General features: G+C 48.9%; 20 protein-coding genes. 14 read left to right on the forward strand and 6 right to left on the reverse strand.

The annotated features are described in order from the left end of the window. The first annotated feature begins 8 nt into the window (after positions 1-8). Positions 9-329, forward strand: coding sequence for a hypothetical protein (locus DUW71_RS11615; RefSeq protein ID WP_119395421.1), 321 nt, complete (start codon positions 9-11; stop codon positions 327-329). On the opposite strand, the gene DUW71_RS11620 is transcribed toward DUW71_RS11615, so the two are convergent. Both DUW71_RS11620 and DUW71_RS11625 read right to left on the reverse strand, forming a co-directional pair. Continuing rightward, on the reverse strand, positions 326-1,165 hold the full coding sequence (locus tag DUW71_RS11620) for a sugar nucleotide-binding protein (protein ID WP_158584027.1): 840 nt from the start codon (positions 1,163-1,165) through the stop codon (positions 326-328). The genes DUW71_RS11615 and DUW71_RS11620 overlap by 4 nt on opposite strands. Positions 1,166-1,436: 271 nt before the next feature. Then, positions 1,437-2,024 carry a single-stranded DNA-binding protein gene (locus tag DUW71_RS11625; protein WP_119395423.1) on the reverse strand — a complete coding sequence of 196 codons (588 nt, stop codon included), beginning with the start codon at positions 2,022-2,024 and terminating at the stop codon, positions 1,437-1,439. 170 nt (positions 2,025-2,194) lie between these two features. Between DUW71_RS11625 and uvrA the strand changes: the two genes are divergently transcribed. After that, complete coding sequence (gene uvrA, locus DUW71_RS11630) at positions 2,195-5,023, forward strand: excinuclease ABC subunit UvrA (protein WP_119395424.1); 2,829 nt, start codon at positions 2,195-2,197, stop codon at positions 5,021-5,023. Between the two features lie 2 nt (positions 5,024-5,025). Here the strand turns inward: uvrA and DUW71_RS11635 are convergent, their stop codons facing one another. Then, positions 5,026-5,712 carry a hypothetical protein gene (locus tag DUW71_RS11635; RefSeq protein WP_119395425.1) on the reverse strand — a complete coding sequence of 229 codons (687 nt, stop codon included), beginning with the start codon at positions 5,710-5,712 and terminating at the stop codon, positions 5,026-5,028. 265 nt (positions 5,713-5,977) lie between these two features. Between DUW71_RS11635 and eno the strand changes: the two genes are divergently transcribed. The 9 genes from eno (at position 5,978) to rpoS (ending at position 13,342) form a co-directional block, all read left to right on the forward strand. Next, entirely contained in the window at positions 5,978-7,279 is a 1,302-nt protein-coding gene (eno, locus tag DUW71_RS11640; RefSeq protein ID WP_119395426.1) for a phosphopyruvate hydratase, read from the forward strand. 111 nt (positions 7,280-7,390) lie between these two features. Next, positions 7,391-7,669 carry a septum formation initiator family protein gene (locus DUW71_RS11645; RefSeq protein ID WP_119395427.1) on the forward strand — a complete coding sequence of 93 codons (279 nt, stop codon included), beginning with the start codon at positions 7,391-7,393 and terminating at the stop codon, positions 7,667-7,669. 20 nt (positions 7,670-7,689) lie between these two features. Continuing rightward, entirely contained in the window at positions 7,690-8,130 is a 441-nt protein-coding gene (locus DUW71_RS11650) for a hypothetical protein (protein WP_119395428.1), read from the forward strand. Positions 8,131-8,140: 10 nt separating this feature from the next. Further along, a complete protein-coding gene (gene truD, locus DUW71_RS11655; RefSeq protein WP_267896666.1) occupies positions 8,141-9,133 on the forward strand; it encodes a tRNA pseudouridine(13) synthase TruD in 993 nt (330 codons plus the stop codon). Beyond that, positions 9,108-9,836 (forward strand): 5'/3'-nucleotidase SurE, encoded by a 729-nt coding sequence (gene surE / locus DUW71_RS11660; protein ID WP_233546118.1) that lies wholly within the window; start codon positions 9,108-9,110, stop codon positions 9,834-9,836. The genes truD and surE overlap by 26 nt, the downstream gene beginning before the upstream one ends. Then, positions 9,833-10,489, forward strand: a complete 657-nt coding sequence (locus DUW71_RS11665) for a protein-L-isoaspartate(D-aspartate) O-methyltransferase (protein WP_199671212.1) — start codon at positions 9,833-9,835, stop codon at positions 10,487-10,489. The genes surE and DUW71_RS11665 overlap by 4 nt, the downstream gene beginning before the upstream one ends. A 10-nt stretch (positions 10,490-10,499) precedes the next feature. After that, on the forward strand, positions 10,500-11,402 hold the full coding sequence (locus DUW71_RS11670; RefSeq protein ID WP_199671213.1) for a DUF368 domain-containing protein: 903 nt from the start codon (positions 10,500-10,502) through the stop codon (positions 11,400-11,402). Between the two features lie 82 nt (positions 11,403-11,484). Next, positions 11,485-12,228 carry a peptidoglycan DD-metalloendopeptidase family protein gene (locus DUW71_RS11675; RefSeq protein ID WP_158584029.1) on the forward strand — a complete coding sequence of 248 codons (744 nt, stop codon included), beginning with the start codon at positions 11,485-11,487 and terminating at the stop codon, positions 12,226-12,228. 115 nt (positions 12,229-12,343) lie between these two features. After that, the gene (rpoS, locus tag DUW71_RS11680; protein ID WP_119395432.1) at positions 12,344-13,342 is read left to right on the forward strand and encodes an RNA polymerase sigma factor RpoS; all 999 of its coding nucleotides are present in this window, start codon (positions 12,344-12,346) and stop codon (positions 13,340-13,342) included. Positions 13,343-13,379: 37 nt separating this feature from the next. Here the strand turns inward: rpoS and DUW71_RS11685 are convergent, their stop codons facing one another. Next, positions 13,380-14,069, reverse strand: coding sequence for an outer membrane protein assembly factor BamD (locus tag DUW71_RS11685; protein ID WP_158584031.1), 690 nt, complete (start codon positions 14,067-14,069; stop codon positions 13,380-13,382). Positions 14,070-14,136: 67 nt separating this feature from the next. Between DUW71_RS11685 and rluD the strand changes: the two genes are divergently transcribed. The 3 genes from rluD (at position 14,137) to grcA (ending at position 16,776) form a co-directional block, all read left to right on the forward strand. Continuing rightward, entirely contained in the window at positions 14,137-15,093 is a 957-nt protein-coding gene (gene rluD, locus DUW71_RS11690; protein WP_119395434.1) for a 23S rRNA pseudouridine(1911/1915/1917) synthase RluD, read from the forward strand. After that, entirely contained in the window at positions 15,086-15,820 is a 735-nt protein-coding gene (gene pgeF / locus DUW71_RS11695; protein ID WP_119395435.1) for a peptidoglycan editing factor PgeF, read from the forward strand. Before rluD ends, pgeF begins: the two co-directional genes overlap by 8 nt. Before the next feature lie 578 nt (positions 15,821-16,398). Beyond that, positions 16,399-16,776: an autonomous glycyl radical cofactor GrcA gene (gene grcA, locus DUW71_RS11700; protein WP_119395436.1), complete on the forward strand. Its 378-nt coding sequence runs from the start codon at positions 16,399-16,401 to the stop codon at positions 16,774-16,776. A gap of 226 nt (positions 16,777-17,002) precedes the next feature. On the opposite strand, the gene nagE is transcribed toward grcA, so the two are convergent. Together nagE and DUW71_RS11710 are read right to left on the reverse strand one after the other, a co-directional pair. Continuing rightward, positions 17,003-18,568 (reverse strand): N-acetylglucosamine-specific PTS transporter subunit IIBC, encoded by a 1,566-nt coding sequence (gene nagE, locus DUW71_RS11705; RefSeq protein ID WP_119395437.1) that lies wholly within the window; start codon positions 18,566-18,568, stop codon positions 17,003-17,005. Between the two features lie 199 nt (positions 18,569-18,767). After that, complete coding sequence (locus tag DUW71_RS11710) at positions 18,768-19,052, reverse strand: hypothetical protein (RefSeq protein WP_119395438.1); 285 nt, start codon at positions 19,050-19,052, stop codon at positions 18,768-18,770. Between the last annotated feature and the right edge of the window lie 6 nt (positions 19,053-19,058).

Genomic DNA, 19,058 nt, shown 5'->3' on the forward strand with positions numbered 1-19,058 from the left:
GAGGATTTATGGAAATACACATTCAGAAGTGTCAGGCATGTGGGTCGCGAAACTTGCGCAATATCTTGCAACGCGATCGTGATCAGAGGGTTTATGTGCAATGCCGCGACTGCGAAAAATTTGTTGCGCGTTACATTGTTAGCCCAGCGGGTTATTTTCATGCCGGTAAAGACTACGAGAGTTTTCTGCGATCCGTGGCGCGCCACCCAGATTTACAATCCGGTAGAGATATTCGAGAGTGGTTTGCGGAAGTTGAAAACCACTCACAGGAAGAGTTCGACAGTTTGCTCGAAAAGGCAGCGGCTAAGTACGGCCCCGATCTGCCTTAACTCTCTGCTTCGGCAGCTTTAATTTGCTCATCTAATAATGTGCGCAGCTCACGAACAATCCAGTTACGCACCGGCTGTGGCTTGATACCAAAAGTTTTTAAGGTGCTGTCGGTATTCAAGTCGCGACGCATTTGCTCGCCACCGTCTGGAAGGTTAGGTGCGTCAGGCAGCTCAAGAGATGGCAGCATCAGCTTAGCTTCATCGTGCACCAGCCTAGCGAAAGCTAGCTCACTCATTGCTCTAACACCGCCATAGTGATAACTGCCCCATAGTGGTGGTTTAACACCGCAAGAAATCTGTTGCAGCATAGCTAACACTACGCGTGCTGCATCGGCTGACGCGGTGAAAGAGCGGCGTACATCGGCATCCCAGCTTTCAATTTCACCATAGAGGAGCTTCTCAATACGCCCACGCGGCCCTTGGCCAAATAGCGGTCCAAATCGCACCAAAACATGTTGCTCAACCGACTGCACTAGTGACTCACAATGCAAAAGTTGTTTGCCTTTTTCATCTTCGGGGTGCACTGGCTCATCGACTAACCATGCTTTGCCTTGGCGGCGATTAAATACGCGGTCAGAAGAAGTCATGATAATGGGCAAGTTGAAGGTTTTGGCCAAGTGAACGCAATGTTCAACATTGCTCTGAGCGTGGGCAGGGTCTTGCTCAACCCCTAAAATTAATAAATAGTCTGGTTGACTGGTTTCAACTCTCTCACTGAGCGCTTCAGCGCTCGCGTCATACAAAGACATCTGGTCAAAGTGAATGCTGGCGCTGAGCATAGCCGCTTCCGTAGCTGTGGATAATAAGCCCGGACGTGAAAGAGTTAAGATGTTCAAAGTACTGTCCCCAACCAACACACTCATAGTCTGACCTTCATGCTAACCTAGTTGGTTGGGGTTGCAATAGCCGCAACACAAGTTTGCGAACTTTCTATGACAAATAGGCTTAGTTTGTTTACGAACTGATTTTGTTCGGGTGGTTGTTTACAGCTACCAAACTGAAAATGGATCGTCTAGCCTGAGCCAACTTGCTAGTGAGCTCATGACCATTTTCTAGAATAAGTAAAAAGCCCCGCAATAGCGGGGCTTTAACGCTCTAAGTGTTCATTTAGAACGGGATATCGTCATCCCAATCGTCAACTGCTGGTGGTGCCGCTGGCGCTTGCTGCGCTGGGCGCTGGGCAGGTTGTTGTGGCGCTTGTTGCTGCATTGGCTGTGGCGCAGGTTGCTGGTATTGCTGCTGTGGCGCTTGCTGTTGCATAGGTTGCGCAGCGGGTTGCTGCATACCTGCGCCTTGCTGGCCTTGCCAAGGGTCATTTTGCTGTTGACCGTAGCCTCCGCCGTTGTCCATGCCACCTTCACGGCCGCCAATCATTTGCATTTCATTGCCAATGATTTCTGTCGTATAGCGGTCCTGACCATTTTGATCCTGCCACTTACGTGTTTGAATGCGGCCTTCAATGTATACTTGCGAACCCTTGCGAAGATATTGGCCAGCAATTTCGGCCGTTTTGCCAAATAGGGTTACACGGTGCCACTCAGTCGTATCCGTCCAATTACCATTCATGTCACGGCTACGAGAGTTTGTCGCTACGTTCAAGTTCGCCACCTGAGTACCCGAGGCGGTGGCGCGAATTTCAGGGTCTTGCCCTAAGCGGCCAAGAATCATCGCTTTGTTAATGGTGCCTTTAGACATGTTGCTTCCTGTGTTCTGTTACGTGGTACCAGCTTACACCTAGGTGTGCTGAAAAGTAATCCAATAGAATATCATTGACCTACTATTCTGTCGTGAGTTGATTGTAGAATAGTTATTGTATAAATGCACAGTTAATATACACTGGCGTGCGTAAAAAGTTGGAGTGAAGTATGGATAAAATTGTTGTACGCGGTGCGCGCACGCACAATTTGAAGGGCATCGACGTTGATTTGCCGCGTGATAAACTCATTGTAATCACTGGGTTATCTGGTTCAGGCAAGTCCTCGTTAGCGTTCGATACCCTGTATGCGGAAGGCCAGCGTCGCTATGTAGAGTCGTTGTCGGCCTACGCTCGACAATTTTTATCGATGATGGAAAAGCCGGAAGTGGATCATATTGAAGGCTTGTCCCCAGCCATTTCAATTGAACAGAAAACCACAACCCACAACCCTCGCTCCACCGTTGGTACCACAACGGAAATATATGATTATTTACGCTTACTGTATGCCCGGGTAGGTGATCCGCGCTGCCCAGACCATGGAATTTCGCTTGCTGCACAAACTGTCAGTCAAATGGTCGATCAAGTGCTCGCACTTCCGGAAGGTTCAAAGGTCATGTTGCTCGCACCTGTGGTGCGTGAGCGCAAAGGTGAGCACATTCACTTGCTTAATAAATTGCGTGCCGATGGTTATGTGCGCGTGCGTATAGATGGCCTGTTATGTGATTTAGATGACCTACCAGATTTAGATAAAAAGAAAAAACATACCATCGAAGTCGTGATCGACCGATTTAAAGTTCGCGATGATTTGCAGCAACGCTTAGCTGAGAGTTTCGAAAATGCGCTAGCGGTTGCCGACGGGATTGCCATTGCGGCGCCAATGGACGACGGCGATTTTGAGCCGATGACGTTCTCGTCTAAGTTTGCTTGTCCAACTTGTGGTTATGCTTTAGCCGAGCTTGAGCCACGCTTGTTTTCGTTTAACAACCCAGCCGGTGCGTGTCCTTCTTGCGATGGTTTGGGCAATAAACATGTATTTGATATCGAGCGTATCATTCGCGACGACGAACTATCGCTGGCGATGGGCGTGATACCCGGCTGGGATCGTCGTTCGGTGTACTACTTCTCGCAGCTAACGGCATTGGCGGCCCACGATGGCGTCGACATTGATCTTGCTTGGAAAGACTTGCCAGAATATTTCCGTGATCGGGTGCTGTATGGCACTGGTTTGGAAGATATCGACTTTCGCTATGTGAATGCTAAAGGCAATATTTATCAGCGCAGCCACCCCTTTGAAGGGGTTATTCCAAACTATGAGCGCCGCTTCCGTGAAACAGAGTCGGATGGTGTGCGCGATGAGCTTAGTAAGTATATGGCTGAGCAGCCTTGTGAAAGCTGTGGCGGCTCGCGTCTCAAGCCAGCGGCACGCAACGTCTGGGTAGGTGAAAAAACGCTGCCAGAGGTCACACACCTACCAATTGGTGAGGCACTTAAATGGTTTGAAAATTTAGCGCTATCTGGTGCTAAGGCCGAAATTGCCGTGCGAATTTTGCGAGAAATTAATGATCGCTTGGGCTTTTTGGTCAATGTTGGCTTGGATTACCTATCGTTAGATCGCTCGGCGAATACGCTATCGGGTGGCGAAAACCAACGAATTCGATTAGCAAGCCAAATTGGCGCTGGGTTAGTTGGTGTGATGTATATCCTGGACGAACCATCTATTGGCTTACATCAGCGCGATAATGACCGCCTCCTTGCCACGTTGTCGCGCTTGCGCGATCTCGGCAACACAGTTTTGGTGGTGGAGCATGATGAGGACGCCATTCGCCAAGCTGATTATGTACTAGATATCGGCCCAGGTGCCGGTGTGCATGGTGGGCAGGTGGTTGCAGCAGGCACGCCAGATCAAATTATTGCTAATGAGCACTCACTTACGGGTGACTACCTAGCAGGGCGTAAAAAGATCGCCATCCCTGAAACACTAACGCCAGTTGATAAAAAGCGCATGCTGGTATTGTCGGGTGCCACCGGCAATAACCTAAATGACGTGACGCTAGAAGTCCCTGTGGGCTTATTTACCTGTGTCACTGGTGTATCGGGTTCAGGAAAATCCTCATTGATTAACGGCACCTTATATCCACTGGCAGCAGAAATGTTAAACGGTGCGTCGTCGTTAAAGCCTCTACCGTTTAAGAAGCTATCTGGGATGGATCACTTCGACAAGGTGATTGATATTGATCAGAGCCCAATTGGTCGCACACCACGTTCCAATCCGGCTACGTATACTGGCATTTTCACCGCTGTGCGTGATCTATTTGCCGGCACGCAGGAAGCCCGAGCGCGTGGCTACAAACCAGGGCGCTTTAGTTTTAACGTCAAGGGCGGGCGCTGTGAAGCCTGTCAGGGCGATGGTGTTATCAAGGTAGAGATGCACTTTTTAGCCGATGTTTATGTGCCTTGTGATGTTTGTCATGGAAAACGCTACAACCGTGAGACATTAGAGGTGCTTTACAAAGGCAAAAGCATCCATGAAGTGCTGGATATGACCGTTGAAGATGCGCTGGACTTTTTTGATGCCGTGCCGGCGCTTAAACGAAAGCTTGAAACCCTAATGGATGTTGGTCTCACTTATGTGAAGCTTGGCCAAAACGCCACAACGTTATCTGGTGGTGAAGCGCAGCGCGTCAAGCTCGCCCGTGAGTTGTCGAAACGTGATACCGGCAAAACCTTGTACATCTTGGATGAGCCTACAACTGGCTTGCACTTCCACGATATTCAGCAGCTTCTGCAAGTGCTGCATCGCTTGCGCGATCATGGCAACTCGGTGTTGGTCATTGAGCATAACCTTGATGTGATCAAAACCGCCGACTGGGTGATTGATTTAGGGCCAGAAGGGGGAGCACGAGGTGGTCAGATTGTCGCTACAGGTACACCGGCAGAGGTAGCAGCTAATGCAAACTCGTTAACAGGACAGTTTTTAAAGCCATTGCTCAACAGATAGAATTAACGCTGTGCTGCTTTGCTTGCTCTCACCAACTCAATGGAAAGTGCTTCTGCAAGCTCGGCGTGATTTAGGTGGATATAGTGGAATACTTGCCAGCGCCATACTGGCACCGAGGATGAGATATTCCGGTATATTGGTGAGCCAGGGATGGCGCTAAAAAAATCTTCGCTTTGTGCGGCAGCATAATCAATGCGCCCTGCGTCAAGCATGTTCAATAAATGAAAGGTGCTGGGTGCTGTGACAACGTTCGCCGGTTGATGGCTTAACCACCACTGTGCTTCCAAGTCACCTTTTACATAGCCAATCACATCTTGTTCAGTCAGGTGTTTGCTTTCTGGGCGACTGTCGCCTAATGCAAACAATCTTAGTTCTCTAGTACCTAAAGGTACTGGGATGCGAAGCATGTTGGCGTAGTCATTTCGGCTACTGGCTTCGGCTAACGCGTTAAAGTGCACACCATTTACCTCGCGCTCAGCGCGTGCCACCGGGATGTCAACGAACTTGGGGTCGATGCCAATCGATAAATATGCTTCCAGTAACATAAAACGAGTCTGATCGGCTACTGAGCCACCAGGCTTCACCACGGTGTAATATTGTTTAGTTTGGGCGACACTCAGCTGCTCACTGGCATGTAAAAGCCCAATGAGAAATACGTTGAGAATTGCCAGTAAAAAGAACTTCGCCACAGATCTACAATCACTTTTTACTAATCGGTAACTAAGTGTAGACCATAGAATTCGCTTCGCTTCGCGCTATCGGTATGGCATTGGTCTGGTTAATAATTGCTCAAAAACGCAAAAATAGCTGACCAAAATCATATCTTTGGTGGAAAATTACCAAATTGGGCTTTATTCTTACGGCCGTTTTGTAAGAAAATTACACTCATTGTTTTTTCGAGGCCCAACGACGGGCTGAATGTTTCGCCAAAGATCCAACCGGAGACAATCTCACATGGCTAAGATCATCGATATTAAGGGTCGTGAAGTACTAGACTCTCGTGGTAACCCAACTGTTGAAGCTGACGTAATTCTAGAAGGCGGCTTCTTTGGTACTGCTTGTGCACCATCAGGCGCATCTACTGGTTCTCGCGAAGCGCTAGAACTACGTGACGGCGACAAGTCTCGCTACCTAGGCAAAGGCGTATTGAAAGCTGTTGCTGCGGTTAACGGCCCAATCCGTGACGGTCTACTAGGTAAAGACGCGCTTAACCAAGCTGAGCTTGACCAAATCATGATCGACGCTGACGGTACTGACAACAAGTCAAACTTCGGCGCGAACGCTATCCTTGCAGTATCTCTAGCGGCTGCGAAAGCTGCTGCGGCGGCTAAAGGTGTTGATCTATACGAGCACATTGCTGACCTAAACGGCACACCTGGTGTTTACAGCCTGCCAGTACCAATGATGAACATCATCAACGGTGGTGAGCACGCAGACAACAACGTTGACATCCAAGAGTTCATGATTCAGCCAATCGGCGCGCCTAACTTCCGTGAAGCGCTACGTATCGGTGCTGAAATCTTCCACGCGCTTAAGAAAGTACTTTCTGGCCGTGGTCTAAACACTGCAGTGGGTGACGAAGGTGGTTTCGCGCCTAACCTAGCTTCTAACGCTGACGCACTAGCGGCGATCAAAGAAGCGGTTGAAGCAGCTGGCTACGAGCTAGGCAAAGACATCACGCTTGCTATGGACTGTGCAGCATCTGAGTTCTACGACAAAGAAGCTGGCATCTACAACATGAAGGGCGAAGGTAAAACTTTCACTTCAGAAGAGTTCAACCACTACCTAGCTGGTCTAGTTGAAGACTACCCAATCGTTTCGATCGAAGACGGTCTAGACGAGTCTGACTGGGACGGTTTCAAGCACCAAACTGAACTTCTTGGTGACAAGATCCAACTTGTTGGTGACGACCTATTCGTAACAAACACTAAGATCCTTAAAGAAGGTATCGAGAAAGGTGTTGCGAACTCTATCCTTATCAAGTTCAACCAGATCGGTTCTCTAACTGAAACTCTGGCTGCGATCAAAATGGCGAAAGACGCAGGCTACACAGCTGTAATCTCTCACCGTTCTGGTGAAACTGAAGATGCGACCATTGCTGACCTAGCAGTCGGTACAGCAGCGGGCCAGATCAAGACTGGTTCTCTATGTCGTTCTGACCGTGTATCTAAGTACAACCAGCTTCTACGTATCGAAGAGAAGCTAGGCGACAAAGCTGTATACAATGGTCTGAAAGAGATCAAAGGCCAAGCTTAATTCTTAGCTTAGCTTTAAATGAAGGGAGCCTTTGGCTCCCTTTTTTTTGGCGCGGCTGCAGCAGTTCGACAATGCTGTGGTACACTGCCAAAAACAGACGATGGGAGATAGATGATGCGCTGGTTACCCGTAGCGCTCATTTTTATATTGTTGTTCTTGCAAGCCTCTTGGTGGTTAGGGCCAAACGGTAAATCTGAAAACCAAGTTGTGGCAGCGAAGGTAGAGCAGGCGAAAGCAGAAAATGAAGTGCTAGCTCAGAGAAACCAAGCATTGGCTGCGCAGGTGCTAGACTTGCAAGAAGGCGACTCAGCCATAGAAGAAGTTGCAAGGGAGCGCTTGGGCTTAGTAAAGCCAGGTGAGACCTTCGTGCTGATGCCAGAACAACAATAATAACTCTAAAGGAGGTCGCCATGCGCATCTGTTTTGGTGAGGCTTGGTTTGAACAATCCACACAACCTGCCAACTTTTTGCAACTTGCCACCCTAGATATACAGCCACCGAACGCCAACGGCATTGCGGTTGATCCGATATTAAAAGCACTCTGTGTTGCCTTGCGCGGCGAGCAGCAGTGTTCGGGGTTGGTTGGCGATACGCGAGATGGCTTACTACAGGCCAGTGAAGCCTTGCATGAGCGGGGCGACTGGATAGCCAATGTCGATATAAAATTGAACAGTAACTGGTTGCTCGACGATATTCGTGCCCAGCAGCCAGCCGTGTTGGCCTGCTTAGCAAAACTGCTAGGCCTGCCAATGGACAAATTAGCGTTAAATATTAGTTCACCGCCGCTTGCGTTGCTGCCGCCAGAAATTGTAGCGGTTAAGGTGCATGTATTGGTGGGTGGATCGAACTGAGGATTAGGTTCTGGCTCAGCTAAAACAGCAGTTCAGCGACTTTATCGTTGAAGAACAATTAGGTTGGCCGCTATCAGGTGATGGCGAGCACCATTTTTATTACGTTGAAAAGCAAGGGCTTACCACTGAGCAAGCTGCGCGCAAACTGGCCAAAGCACTTAGCGTGCCGGCGAAAGTTGTTGCCTTCAGTGGCCGTAAAGACAAAGTTGCGCTCACTCGGCAATGGTTTAGCATTCAGCGTCCAGGACAGGCGTTAATCGAGCACCCAGATGTTGAGGAACTGGTAGTTTTAAAGGCTGGCTTGCACAACCGCAAACTGAAAACCGGTGCTCATCGCAGTAATCGTTTCATTATTACCCTGCGTGGCGTGATGGATGATGGCTGGCAGGCACGCTGGCAAGCATTATTAATAAACGGTGCCGCGAACTACTTTGGTGATCAACGGTTTGGTGTCGCGAACCTCGAAAAAGCTTCAGCTTGGTTTCGTGGCGAGTATCGGCCTCGCAAATCCGAGCAGGGCATGCTGCTGTCTGCAGTGCGTAGTCAAATGTTTAATGAGGTGCTCGAACTAAGAGCCAGTAAAAATATGTTATCTGAAGTGCTTGTTGGAGATGTGTGCTTGCTAGGTGACTCGCGCTCGGGGTTTGTTGTAACCCAAGCAGATCTTGATGATGCACAGCAGCGATTTTCCCAGCAAAGCATTCATATTTCCGCTCCATTGTTTGGTGCTGCAGGTGGTTTGCAAGCAACGGGCGAGGTATTGGCATTAGAAGAGGCAGTCGCGGCGCGCCATCCGCTTTGGATTCAGGGCTTAGTTGAGCGACAGGTGAAGGCCGCTCGGCGTTCGACGCGATTACTTGTTAATCATGGTCATAGTGAAGCCGTTGACGGCGGTCAGCGGTTTGAGTTTGAACTGCCGGCAGGAGCTTTCGCCACGGCATTGTTAGCCCAAGTTACAACGTTTGAAGATGTATCCCGTGCAAAATATTCTGCTAACCAATGATGATGGCATTCAGGCACAAGGCATTAACCGACTATTCGACCGGTTGAGCCGGTCATATCGGGTAAAAATGATCGCGCCAGAGGACGACTGTTCTGGTAAAAGTCAGTCATTAACACTGGATAGGCCGATCAAGGTACGCCAAATTGACGGCCATCGTTTTGCTGTGCAAGGTACGCCCGCTGACTGTATCCAGCTTGGCAGTGCGCACTTGATCGATGCCAAACCCGATGTGGTGATATCGGGTATTAACCATGGTGCAAACCTTGGTGACGACGTGCTATATTCCGGCACCCTTGGCGCGGCGCGAGAAGGGCGCCACATTGCCAAGCTTTGCATGGCCGTATCGCTTGCCGGTAATCACCACTTTGATACTGCCGTGCAAGTGGTGTGTGAGATACTGCAGCGCCTAGAGCGTGCCGCCATGCCTAGTGTTCGCCTGCTCAATATTAATGTGCCAGATATCCCATACGAACAGTTACAAGGCTTCAAAGTGTGTCGGCTCGGCGAGCGGCCGATAGCCGAACCAGCACAGCCAGTGCAAGACCCAAAAGGGCAAACACATTGGTGGCTAGGGCGCTTGGCGCCAGGGCAAGGTGAAGACTTTGAAGCGATAAAAAATGGCTATGTGGCCATTACGCCGATCAAATTAGATGAAACAGATAGTGCAGCCTTAGCTGTTGTGGATTCTTGGATAATCAAATGAACATGAATTCAATTCAGGGTATCGGCATGACATCGCCACGCACCCGTAAGCGCATGGTTGATCGTCTGCAAGCGCGTGGCATTAGCAGTGAAGCCGTACTCAAGGTAATGAATGACGTGCCAAGGCATATATTTGTCGACGAGGCGATGGCGCACAATGCCTACGAAGATGCCTCGTTGCCGATTGGCTATGGGCAAACCATTTCAAACCCCTACACGGTTGCCCAAATGACGCAGGCATTGCTTGAATCGGGCAGGCCACTGCGGCGAGTGCTAGAAATTGGCACCGGCTCAGGCTATCAGGCGGCTGTGCTATCGCCTTTGGTGGGTACGCTATTTACCTGTGAGCGCATCGAAGGTTTGATGAAAAAAGCCCAGCAGCGCTTCGACTTATTAAAACTGTCGAACATTCGAAGTTTTTTAACAGAAACTGAGGTAGGCTTGCCGAGGTTAGCTCCATTTGACGCCATTATCGTCACCTGTGCCCCCGAGGAGGTGCCTCAGATGTTATACGATCAGTTAGCATCCGACGGCATTATGGTTATCCCTGTTGGTGGCGTGGAGCAGCAAATGTACCTAATTACCAATGACGCAGGCTTACGCCAGCAATCTGTGATATCAGGTGCCAACTTTGTGCCGCTAATTGCAAAATAACGAGTCTTGTATGACAACAGAGCTAAAAACAACCGAGGCGATGACTTGGGCAGCCCGAATTACGGTTGCACTAAAGGGTGCTGCGATGGGAGCCGCGGATGTGGTGCCGGGTGTATCCGGTGGCACACTCGCATTTATTCTGGGTATCTATGAACGGTTAATCGCAGCTTTGAGCCAAGTCGACGGCAACGCAATAAAAATGTTGCTCCAGTTCGATATTAAGGGTCTGTGGCTGAAGTTTGATGGTGCATTCTTGCTACCATTGTTTGTTGGCATATTAACCAGCATCTTCACCATTGCTCATGGTGTTAGCTGGATGCTAGTGAACCAGCCTGTCTTGCTTTGGAGTTTGTTCAACGGCCTAATTATTCTATCTTTGCCAATTTTCGTTAGCTCTATTAAATGGCAACTAAATCGGGTGGCTTTAACGTTCTTCGGTGTTGTTTTGGCAGCAGCGGTTAACTTTATTAGCGGCAACATCTCCGACCCAACCTTGTGGCAAGTATTCTTGGCTGGCGCGATTGCCATCAGTGCTCTTTTGCTACCTGGCATCTCAGGTTCTTTCATTTTGTTATTGTTAGGCATGTATGAGCCCGTCATCGGTGCGGTAAAGTCACTAGAGCTCGTGACCCTCATTGTCTTCGCGCTTGGTTGCCTAACAGGCATGCTGAGCACCTCGAAACTGATCGCTTACTTCCTTAAACGCCATCACGACGCCATGATTGCACTGTTATTAGGTGTGATTATTGGCGCACTGTATCGAATTTGGCCGTGGCAGATTGAAGGCAATCCTGTAAGTTGGCAGGCCTTTTCTGATACAGGCGCTGACCTGCAGCTTACGGGTGCTGTTTTGTTCTTTATTGTAGGTGGCGCTATTATGCTAATGTTGCAACGAGTCGAGCAGCGCCGCTAACAAACTGTGCGCTGCCAAACAAATGGGTATGGTGGTGCACAAATATTTCCTTCTGCTATTTATATTGCTGCTAGCTGGATGTGTGAGCGATGACTTTCAATCGCTCGACTATCTTGCTGAGCCAGCGGTAGCATCTCGCTCTGAAAGTGTTACCGTCAATCGTTCGTCAGAAGGCAGTCAATATACCGTCCGCCGCGGCGATACCTTGTACACCATTGCACTCAAAAATGAGCTAGACTATAGACAGCTTGCGGCTGCCAACGATATCGACCCTCCGTATCAAATTTTTGTTGGACAACAATTAGAGTTAAAAGAAAAGTCGACTAGTTCTCAAAATTACAATAAAAATACTGAGCTTGTTACCTCTAGTAACAATGGGAACGATACCGGTCGGCAGGCGCAATCTAGCACTGTGCGAACGCCTTCTGTGGCGACCTCTAATGCCTCTGTAGGCCAGATATCATGGGTGTGGCCGCATGATGGTGCGGTGCAAAACAACTACCAATCCGGAGTGCCTTACGGCAAAGGTATTGCGATCAAAGGAACACTGGACGACCCGATAAAAGCCATTGCTGATGGTGTGGTTGTGTATTCCGGTAACGGTTTGCGTGCCTATGGAAATCTAATACTGATCCAACATGAGCAAAACTTATTGTCTGCTTATGCCTTTCTAGCGCGCAGTCGCGTCTCTGAACGCCAGTCAGTTAAAGCTGGCGAGGTAATCGCCGATATGGGAGAAAAGGAATCGGCGCACATTTTGCATCTTGAAATTAGACGAGATGGCAAGCCGATAGATCCGATGAGCTTGCTGCCGAAAAAACAATAACAATCGGCGCAATCTCGCTACGCAACAATGGCAAGTCTCACAGGTAAAATTGGCCTAGCGCTAAAGTTCACTTGCCTTGTTTGTCGCCCTGGAACATTAGCATGAGGTTTTCATTATGGCGTATGGTAATGAAAGTGAAAAAATGGTCGGTGAAGACATGAATGATAACGAGGTCATGTCGATGGATTGGCAAGACATGGAAGATAACGACGACGTCGACACCGATGTGGACTACGACGCCAATGACGAGCGCACCGTTGCCGATGCTCGATCGTCATTAGACGCAACTCAGCTGTACCTAAACGAAATTGGCTTCTCGCCATTATTATCTCCTGAAGAAGAAGTTTATTTCGCACGATTAGCTCGTAAAGGGGATGAGGCTGGCCGCAAACGCATGATTGAAAGTAATCTGCGCCTTGTTGTTAAAATTGCCCGCCGTTATCTGAACCGTGGCCTTACCCTGTTGGATCTAATCGAAGAGGGCAATCTTGGCCTTATTCGCGCCGTGGAAAAATTTGATCCTGAACGGGGCTTCCGTTTTTCTACTTATGCCACTTGGTGGATTCGCCAAACCATTGAGCGCGCCATTATGAATCAAACGCGCACGATTCGTTTGCCTATTCATGTGGTGAAAGAGCTCAATGTTTATTTACGCGCCTCTCGCGAGCTAGCGCAGAAACTTGATCATGAGCCAACGCCCGAGGAAATTGCCGACCTTCTAGATAAACCGGTAAGCGATGTTAAAAAGATGTTGGGCTTGAATGAGCGCATTGCTTCAGTTGACGTGCCAATGGGGCAGGGTGGTGAAAAGTCTTTGCTCGAGACTATCGCTGACAACAATGCTCGTGATCCTGAAGCACAACTGCAAGGCGACGACTTAAATAGTCAAATGGATGCTTGGTTAGACGATTTATCAGAGAAACAGCGGGAAGTGCTTGCCCGCCGCTTTGGTCTGCGAGGTCATGAAGCCAGCACACTAGAGCAAGTAGGCAAAGAAATAGGTCTTACCCGTGAACGTGTACGTCAAATTCAAGTGGAGGCACTACGCCGCTTGCGTGATGTGATGGAGAAAGAAGGCTTGTCTCGTCGCAACTTATTTGCCGAAGACGCCTAAACATCAGCATATAAAAAGCCGGCTAATGCCGGCTTTTTTAGCTTGCGGCTAACTCAGCCGCTAAATCCGGCGAGCCAAGTTCGCGATAAGCTTCAATGGCAATCTCTTTAGCTGCTTGCGTATGGCGAGTACCTGGGTAATCTTGCAGTACCGCTTGGGCATTAGACAAAGCTGCCGCCCAGGCACCTTTGCGAGCATAATAGCTCGCGGTATTAAGTTGATGCTCTGCCATGATTGATCGAGCAGCAGCCATATAGGTGCGAGCGTCGTTGTTATAATCACTATCAGGATACTGCTCAATCAAGCGTGCAAATCCATCATAGGCTTCACGAACTGGTTCAAGGTCGCGCTTGCTTGCTGCATTAGACCAACCGCCACGATTACCTGCTGCCATTTCGAACTGACTCAGGGCGCGAACAAAATAGACATAATCCAGCGCGGGATGGTCGGGTTGTAGGCGAATAAAACGTTGTGCCCGCAGTAATGCGGATTGTGGCTTGTTTTGCTGAAGCTCCACATACATCAGTTGCAGCTCAACCTGCTGCGCATAACGGCCAAATGGAAAGTTTTCTGCCAGAGAGTCCAGCTCAATTTCCGCGGTTTCATAGTTTTCCGCTTCGACGGCTTCCTGTGCTCTCTGATATAATTCATCCTCTGAGTAATATTGGTTGGTAGCGCACCCTGTTAATAATGATAGGGAAATGGCAGTAATAACCGTCAGCCTCATGCGTGACTCCAGAAAAAGTTTTACACTAAGCGCTAATTTAAGCATAGCTAGAGGCAATGCAGCAAAGATGCCGTTAAATTTGGTAGAAGAAACTGTTCAGGTTGAACCAGAACACATAGGTAAGCGGGTTGATCAAGTCGCTGCAGAGTTATTTCCCGATTACAGTCGTGCCCGCTTGCAAGGGTGGATAAAGTCTGGTGAGCTAACCCTGAACGGCAATCAAGTCAAAACAAAAGACAAAGTACCGCCAATGGCAACGCTGGAACTCAAAGCCGAGCTAGAGCAAGAAGGGGTTGTGACGCCACAAAACATTGCCCTGGATGTTATTTATGACGATGAAGACATCATTGTCATCGATAAGCCAGCAGACTTGGTTGTGCATCCAGGCGCTGGCCAGCCCGATGGTACGCTGCAAAATGCGATTCTCTTCCACTATCCTGAAACTGCCAACTTGCCTCGCTCCGGCATTGTGCACCGTTTGGATAAAGACACTACCGGCGTAATGGTTGTCGCGCGCTCTGCGCGTGCTTATTCAAGCTTAGTTGAGCAGTTACAAACACGAGATATGGGGCGAGAATACGATGCGATTGTACAGGGCTTGCCAACTGGTGGTGGCACCATTGACGAACCTATTGGTCGGCATGCAACACAGCGCACTAAAATGGCCGTATCACCTTATGGCAAACCTGCTATCTCGCATTACACTGTTCTGCAACGGTTTCGTGCTCATACTCATGTGCGAGTTAAACTTGAAACTGGTCGAACGCACCAAATTCGTGTGCACATGACCTATATTCATCACCCCTTGATTGGTGATACGGTATACTCGGCTCGCCAGCGGCTACCGGCTGGTATCTCATTCGATTTACAACAGGCAATTCAGAGCTTTAGCCGACAAGCACTGCACGCACGCAAATTGCGATTAATCCATCCTGGCACTGGCGAACCCATGGAATTCAGTGCGCCAATGCCAGAGGATATGCAAGCGCTGATTATCGCTCTAAAGGAAGACTTACATGTCTAAACATTGGATTGAGCCTAACTGGCCAGCTCCAAAGAATGTAAAAGCTTATACAACGTGTCGGCACCGTGGATTTGGTGCTACACCTTATTCGTCATTTAATCTGGCGACGCATGTTGGGGATGACCCTTATGCAGTATTGGCTAACCGAGCTCGCATCGCAGAATTGCTCGCTATGCCTAGCAAACCCATCTGGTTGCAGCAGGTACATGGCACTTCGGTAGTGCCGGCAGTGAAAGCCAATATTGGCACGCCAGCCGATGCCTCGATTGCCTTTTCCCGCAATCAAGTATGCACAATCATGACGGCAGACTGCTTGCCAGTGTTGTTTACCAATATCAGTGGTTCCAAGGTTGCCGCCGCTCATGCTGGTTGGCGTGGTCTTGCTGATGGTGTGTTAGAAAAAACAGCCCGCTCACTGGCTGAGCCTAGCTCTCAAATTTTGGCCTGGTTGGGCCCTGCAATCAGTCAACCGGCTTATCAGGTTGGGCGTAGTGTTTACGACGCTTTTTGCCAGAATGACCCAGAAGCCCAGTTAGCATTTACATCGGACGGGCACGGAAAGTGGCGCTGTGACCTTTATGCGCTTGCACGCCAACGCTTACTGCGCGTGGGGGTAAGCAAAATCTATGGGGGCGATTACTGCACCCTATACGATGGCGATAAATTCTTCTCCCATCGCCGAGATGGCCAAACCGGCCGCATGGCCTCTTTCATATGGCTTGAATAACCTAGTTAAAGAACAAAAAAGCAGCGCAACCACGCTGCTTTTTTATTGCTACTTGGTAGGTCCGTAAATCATGCGCGCAGCGGATGTTTGCGGACACGGATGTCCGTACAGAGCAGCACGCAGGAGCAAGGTTGCGGTGCGGACACGGATGTCCGTACAGAGCAGCACGCAGGAGCAAGGTTGCGGTGCGGACACGGATGTCCGTACAGAGCAGCACGCAGGAGCAAGGTTGCGGTGCGGACATGGGTGAGCCCCGGTTTTGCGCAGCAAAATCAAAAGCACGAGGTGCTTTTGAAGGGGCGAACGACGGGCCATGGATGGCTCGGCTGGTAGCCCCCGCAAGGATGCATTGCCCCGCTAAAAGAACCCATCTGATATAAATCAAAAAATAATAGAAAAATATTAACTCAAATTGATTTATATCAATATGATGTCGCCTGTTATGGTGCTATATATGACCTAAGACAATTATTCAGGATGATATTTATAATAGGTATTTAATAAGAAAGTCCTATTAAATACCTAAATATAAATAACATCAAGAAATTCATTAATGGCATTATATTGGGAGTACCTATATGAAAGGTGTACAGATTGTAGAAGCAGCAAACCCTGCACTAGTAAACTCTTTCTGGTTGTTAGACGAAGACAAGGGCGAAGCGCGCTGCCTAGCGGTAAAAGATGGCTTATACGAAGAAGACCAATTGGTTGCGTGGGCAGATTTAGCTGTAACAGACCATAAAGAAGTTAAAATTGAAGTACCTAATACACGCGAAGGTGGCCAACACCTAAACGTTAACGTACTGCAACGTGAAACATTGGAAGACGCGATCAACCACCCTGAGAAGTACCCTCAGCTAACGATCCGTGTTTCTGGCTATGCGGTACGCTTTAACTCGCTCACACCAGAACAGCAACGTGACGTTGTTGCTCGTACGTTTACTGAAAGTTTATAATTTAAAGCGAATGTAAACCTAAGGTTTGGGAAACGCTTTGTTGCCCGGCCGAAAAGATGGCCGTGCAACCTACGAGGTCGTTTTAAGTAGGTTTTACAAACCGAAGGTTTGGGAAACAAAGAAGCCGCGCTTGCAATAGATCGCGGCTTTTTTTGTTCTAATCACTACGCCACAAAAAAAAACCGGCCTTAGGCCGGTTTTTATCTTTGTTATGTAATACTTGCAGTTACGGCAAGGTTACATCAGCTAGGCTGTCATCGGCTGGGATCTTGCGCATTTCACCAGCGATTATTTCCGCTTGTGGGCCAAGAATCACCTGCACGTTACCACTACCTAGGCGAACAACACCTTTGGCACCTAGGGCTTTAAGCTGGGCTTCGTTAACCACGTCGCCATTTTCAAGTGTTAGGCGTAGGCGGGTGATACAAGCATCAATTGACTTGATGTTGCGATAGCCACCTAACGACTTCATGTACTGGCGCGCTTGCTCGTAGTCGCTACCAGTGCCTGTAGAAGTCGCAGCTGAGCTAGCTGAACCAGCCGTTGCTGGCGCTAGATCTTCGCGGCCAGGTGTTTTCAGGTTAAACGTCTTGATCGCAAAGAAGAACACTACGAAGTATAAGAAGAACCAAACAAAGCCTTGTAGTACAAGTACGAACGGCTTAGTCGCTAGACCCCAGTTTAGTACCATATCGAATAGGCCAGCTGAGAAGCCGAAGCCGTGTAGGGTACCCAGTGCGTTAGCAACCACTAGTGATAGGCCAGTCATGATAGCGTGTGCAGCGTATAGTGCCGGCGCAAGGAATACGAACAGGAATTCGATTGGCTCAGTCACACCAGTAAGGAATGAAGTTAGCGCCAAAGAACCTAGAATACCTGCTGTTTCAGCTTTGCGGCCTTTGTTTGCAGTTAGCACCATGGCAAGTGCAGCACCTGGAAGACCAAACATCATTACGGGGAAGAAACCGTTCATGAAGATACCGGCATTAGGGTCGCCAGCGAAGAATCGGTGTAGGTCGCCGTTAGTTACCTTATCAGCAATCTGTGTGATTTCAGAACCCGCGATCATGCCACCGTTTAGCACATCTGGTGCAGAACCACCAACGGCCAACGAAGTGATCATTTCTGGGTTAACACAGGTATTCATTACTGAGCCAGCAACTGTGTAAGTTACTTGCACACAATCACCAATGGTGAACCAGAAAATGGTATTCAATACGTGGTGCAAACCTACCGGAATAAGTAGACGGTTTAGGAAACCATAGCTGAACTGGCCTACAGCGCCAGAGCCTACAACCGCATTACCGAAGGCATTTAGACCTTCTTGGATTGGCGGCCAAACGAAGCCTAGGATAGCACCTGTGATAAGAGCGATCAGACCGGTCATAATCGGCACTAAACGCTTGCCACCAAAGAAGGCAAGGAACTGTGGCAGCTTTACGCCATTAAACTGGTTGTAGCTGTGACCAGCAATAATACCGGCGATGATACCTGAGAACACGCCCATCTTAATGCTTGGATCAACCGTCGTTGCTACTGCTTCTATGATATACCAACCTACGGCGCCGGCAATGGCAGCTGCGCCATGCTCGTCTTTAGACATGCCGACAGCAATACCCAGAGCAAAGATGATTGATAGATGAGAGAAGATAGCGCCACCCGCTGCTGCCATCCATGGAATGTCAGCTAGGTCTGGTTGACCGATGCGAAGTAATAGTGCTGCAACGGGAAGTGTTGCAATGGGTAGCATCAACGATTTACCAAGTCGTTGTGCATAACCGAGAACGTTCATAAGCCGCTCCTAATTTTTATGGTTAGTTTTGTTGTTTTTAGGGGTTTAGGCACCTAAAAAACTCTTCAATTAGGCTGATCAATAATGATCGGAGATTTAATCAGCCAAATAACGTCCAAGTTTTTTAGGTAATCCTTTTGGGGCTACAAAATGCCCCTTAAGTTGGACGCATCCCAAATTGGCATGCGTCTGACACTGGTTATCGAACGCTAGGCAGACCTAGCGTCGACACATCTTGCTGAGCAATCAGGTGAACCAAGTTCGAGTCAATCTGATGCACGGCAACAAAAGGTTTCGGTAATTGCTCGTCGCTCACGCTTACAGGTGACGCTAACTCAATGCGCACTCGCGAGTGCGCGCAGCTGCGCATATCAACCACGTTTGCTTCGCCACCAAATAACTGTTGCAGCTCAGAAATAACGGGTGCAACGGTAGCTTTTGCTGGCTCAGCGGCGGCTTTTTTAAATTTGTCGAATAAACCCATGATCTA

The organism is Salinibius halmophilus, assembly GCF_003577475.1.
Classification (GTDB): Bacteria; Pseudomonadota; Gammaproteobacteria; order Pseudomonadales; family Natronospirillaceae; genus Salinibius; species Salinibius halmophilus.

What these genes read in the sequence shown, in the direction of transcription:
- DUW71_RS11615 (WP_119395421.1), top strand. Translation starts at nt 9, where the DNA reads ATGGAAATACACATTCAGAAGTGTCAGGCATGTGGGTCGCGAAACTTG.
- DUW71_RS11625 (WP_119395423.1), bottom strand. Translation starts at nt 2,024, where the DNA reads ATGTCTAAAGGCACCATTAACAAAGCGATGATTCTTGGCCGCTTAGGG.
- uvrA (WP_119395424.1), top strand. Translation starts at nt 2,195, where the DNA reads ATGGATAAAATTGTTGTACGCGGTGCGCGCACGCACAATTTGAAGGGC.
- eno (WP_119395426.1), top strand. Translation starts at nt 5,978, where the DNA reads ATGGCTAAGATCATCGATATTAAGGGTCGTGAAGTACTAGACTCTCGT.
- DUW71_RS11645 (WP_119395427.1), top strand. Translation starts at nt 7,391, where the DNA reads ATGATGCGCTGGTTACCCGTAGCGCTCATTTTTATATTGTTGTTCTTG.
- DUW71_RS11650 (WP_119395428.1), top strand. Translation starts at nt 7,690, where the DNA reads ATGCGCATCTGTTTTGGTGAGGCTTGGTTTGAACAATCCACACAACCT.
- DUW71_RS11665 (WP_199671212.1), top strand. Translation starts at nt 9,833, where the DNA reads ATGAACATGAATTCAATTCAGGGTATCGGCATGACATCGCCACGCACC.
- DUW71_RS11670 (WP_199671213.1), top strand. Translation starts at nt 10,500, where the DNA reads ATGACAACAGAGCTAAAAACAACCGAGGCGATGACTTGGGCAGCCCGA.
- rpoS (WP_119395432.1), top strand. Translation starts at nt 12,344, where the DNA reads ATGGCGTATGGTAATGAAAGTGAAAAAATGGTCGGTGAAGACATGAAT.
- DUW71_RS11685 (WP_158584031.1), bottom strand. Translation starts at nt 14,069, where the DNA reads ATGAGGCTGACGGTTATTACTGCCATTTCCCTATCATTATTAACAGGG.
- rluD (WP_119395434.1), top strand. Translation starts at nt 14,137, where the DNA reads ATGCCGTTAAATTTGGTAGAAGAAACTGTTCAGGTTGAACCAGAACAC.
- pgeF (WP_119395435.1), top strand. Translation starts at nt 15,086, where the DNA reads ATGTCTAAACATTGGATTGAGCCTAACTGGCCAGCTCCAAAGAATGTA.
- grcA (WP_119395436.1), top strand. Translation starts at nt 16,399, where the DNA reads ATGAAAGGTGTACAGATTGTAGAAGCAGCAAACCCTGCACTAGTAAAC.
- nagE (WP_119395437.1), bottom strand. Translation starts at nt 18,568, where the DNA reads ATGAACGTTCTCGGTTATGCACAACGACTTGGTAAATCGTTGATGCTA.
- DUW71_RS11710 (WP_119395438.1), bottom strand. Translation starts at nt 19,052, where the DNA reads ATGGGTTTATTCGACAAATTTAAAAAAGCCGCCGCTGAGCCAGCAAAA.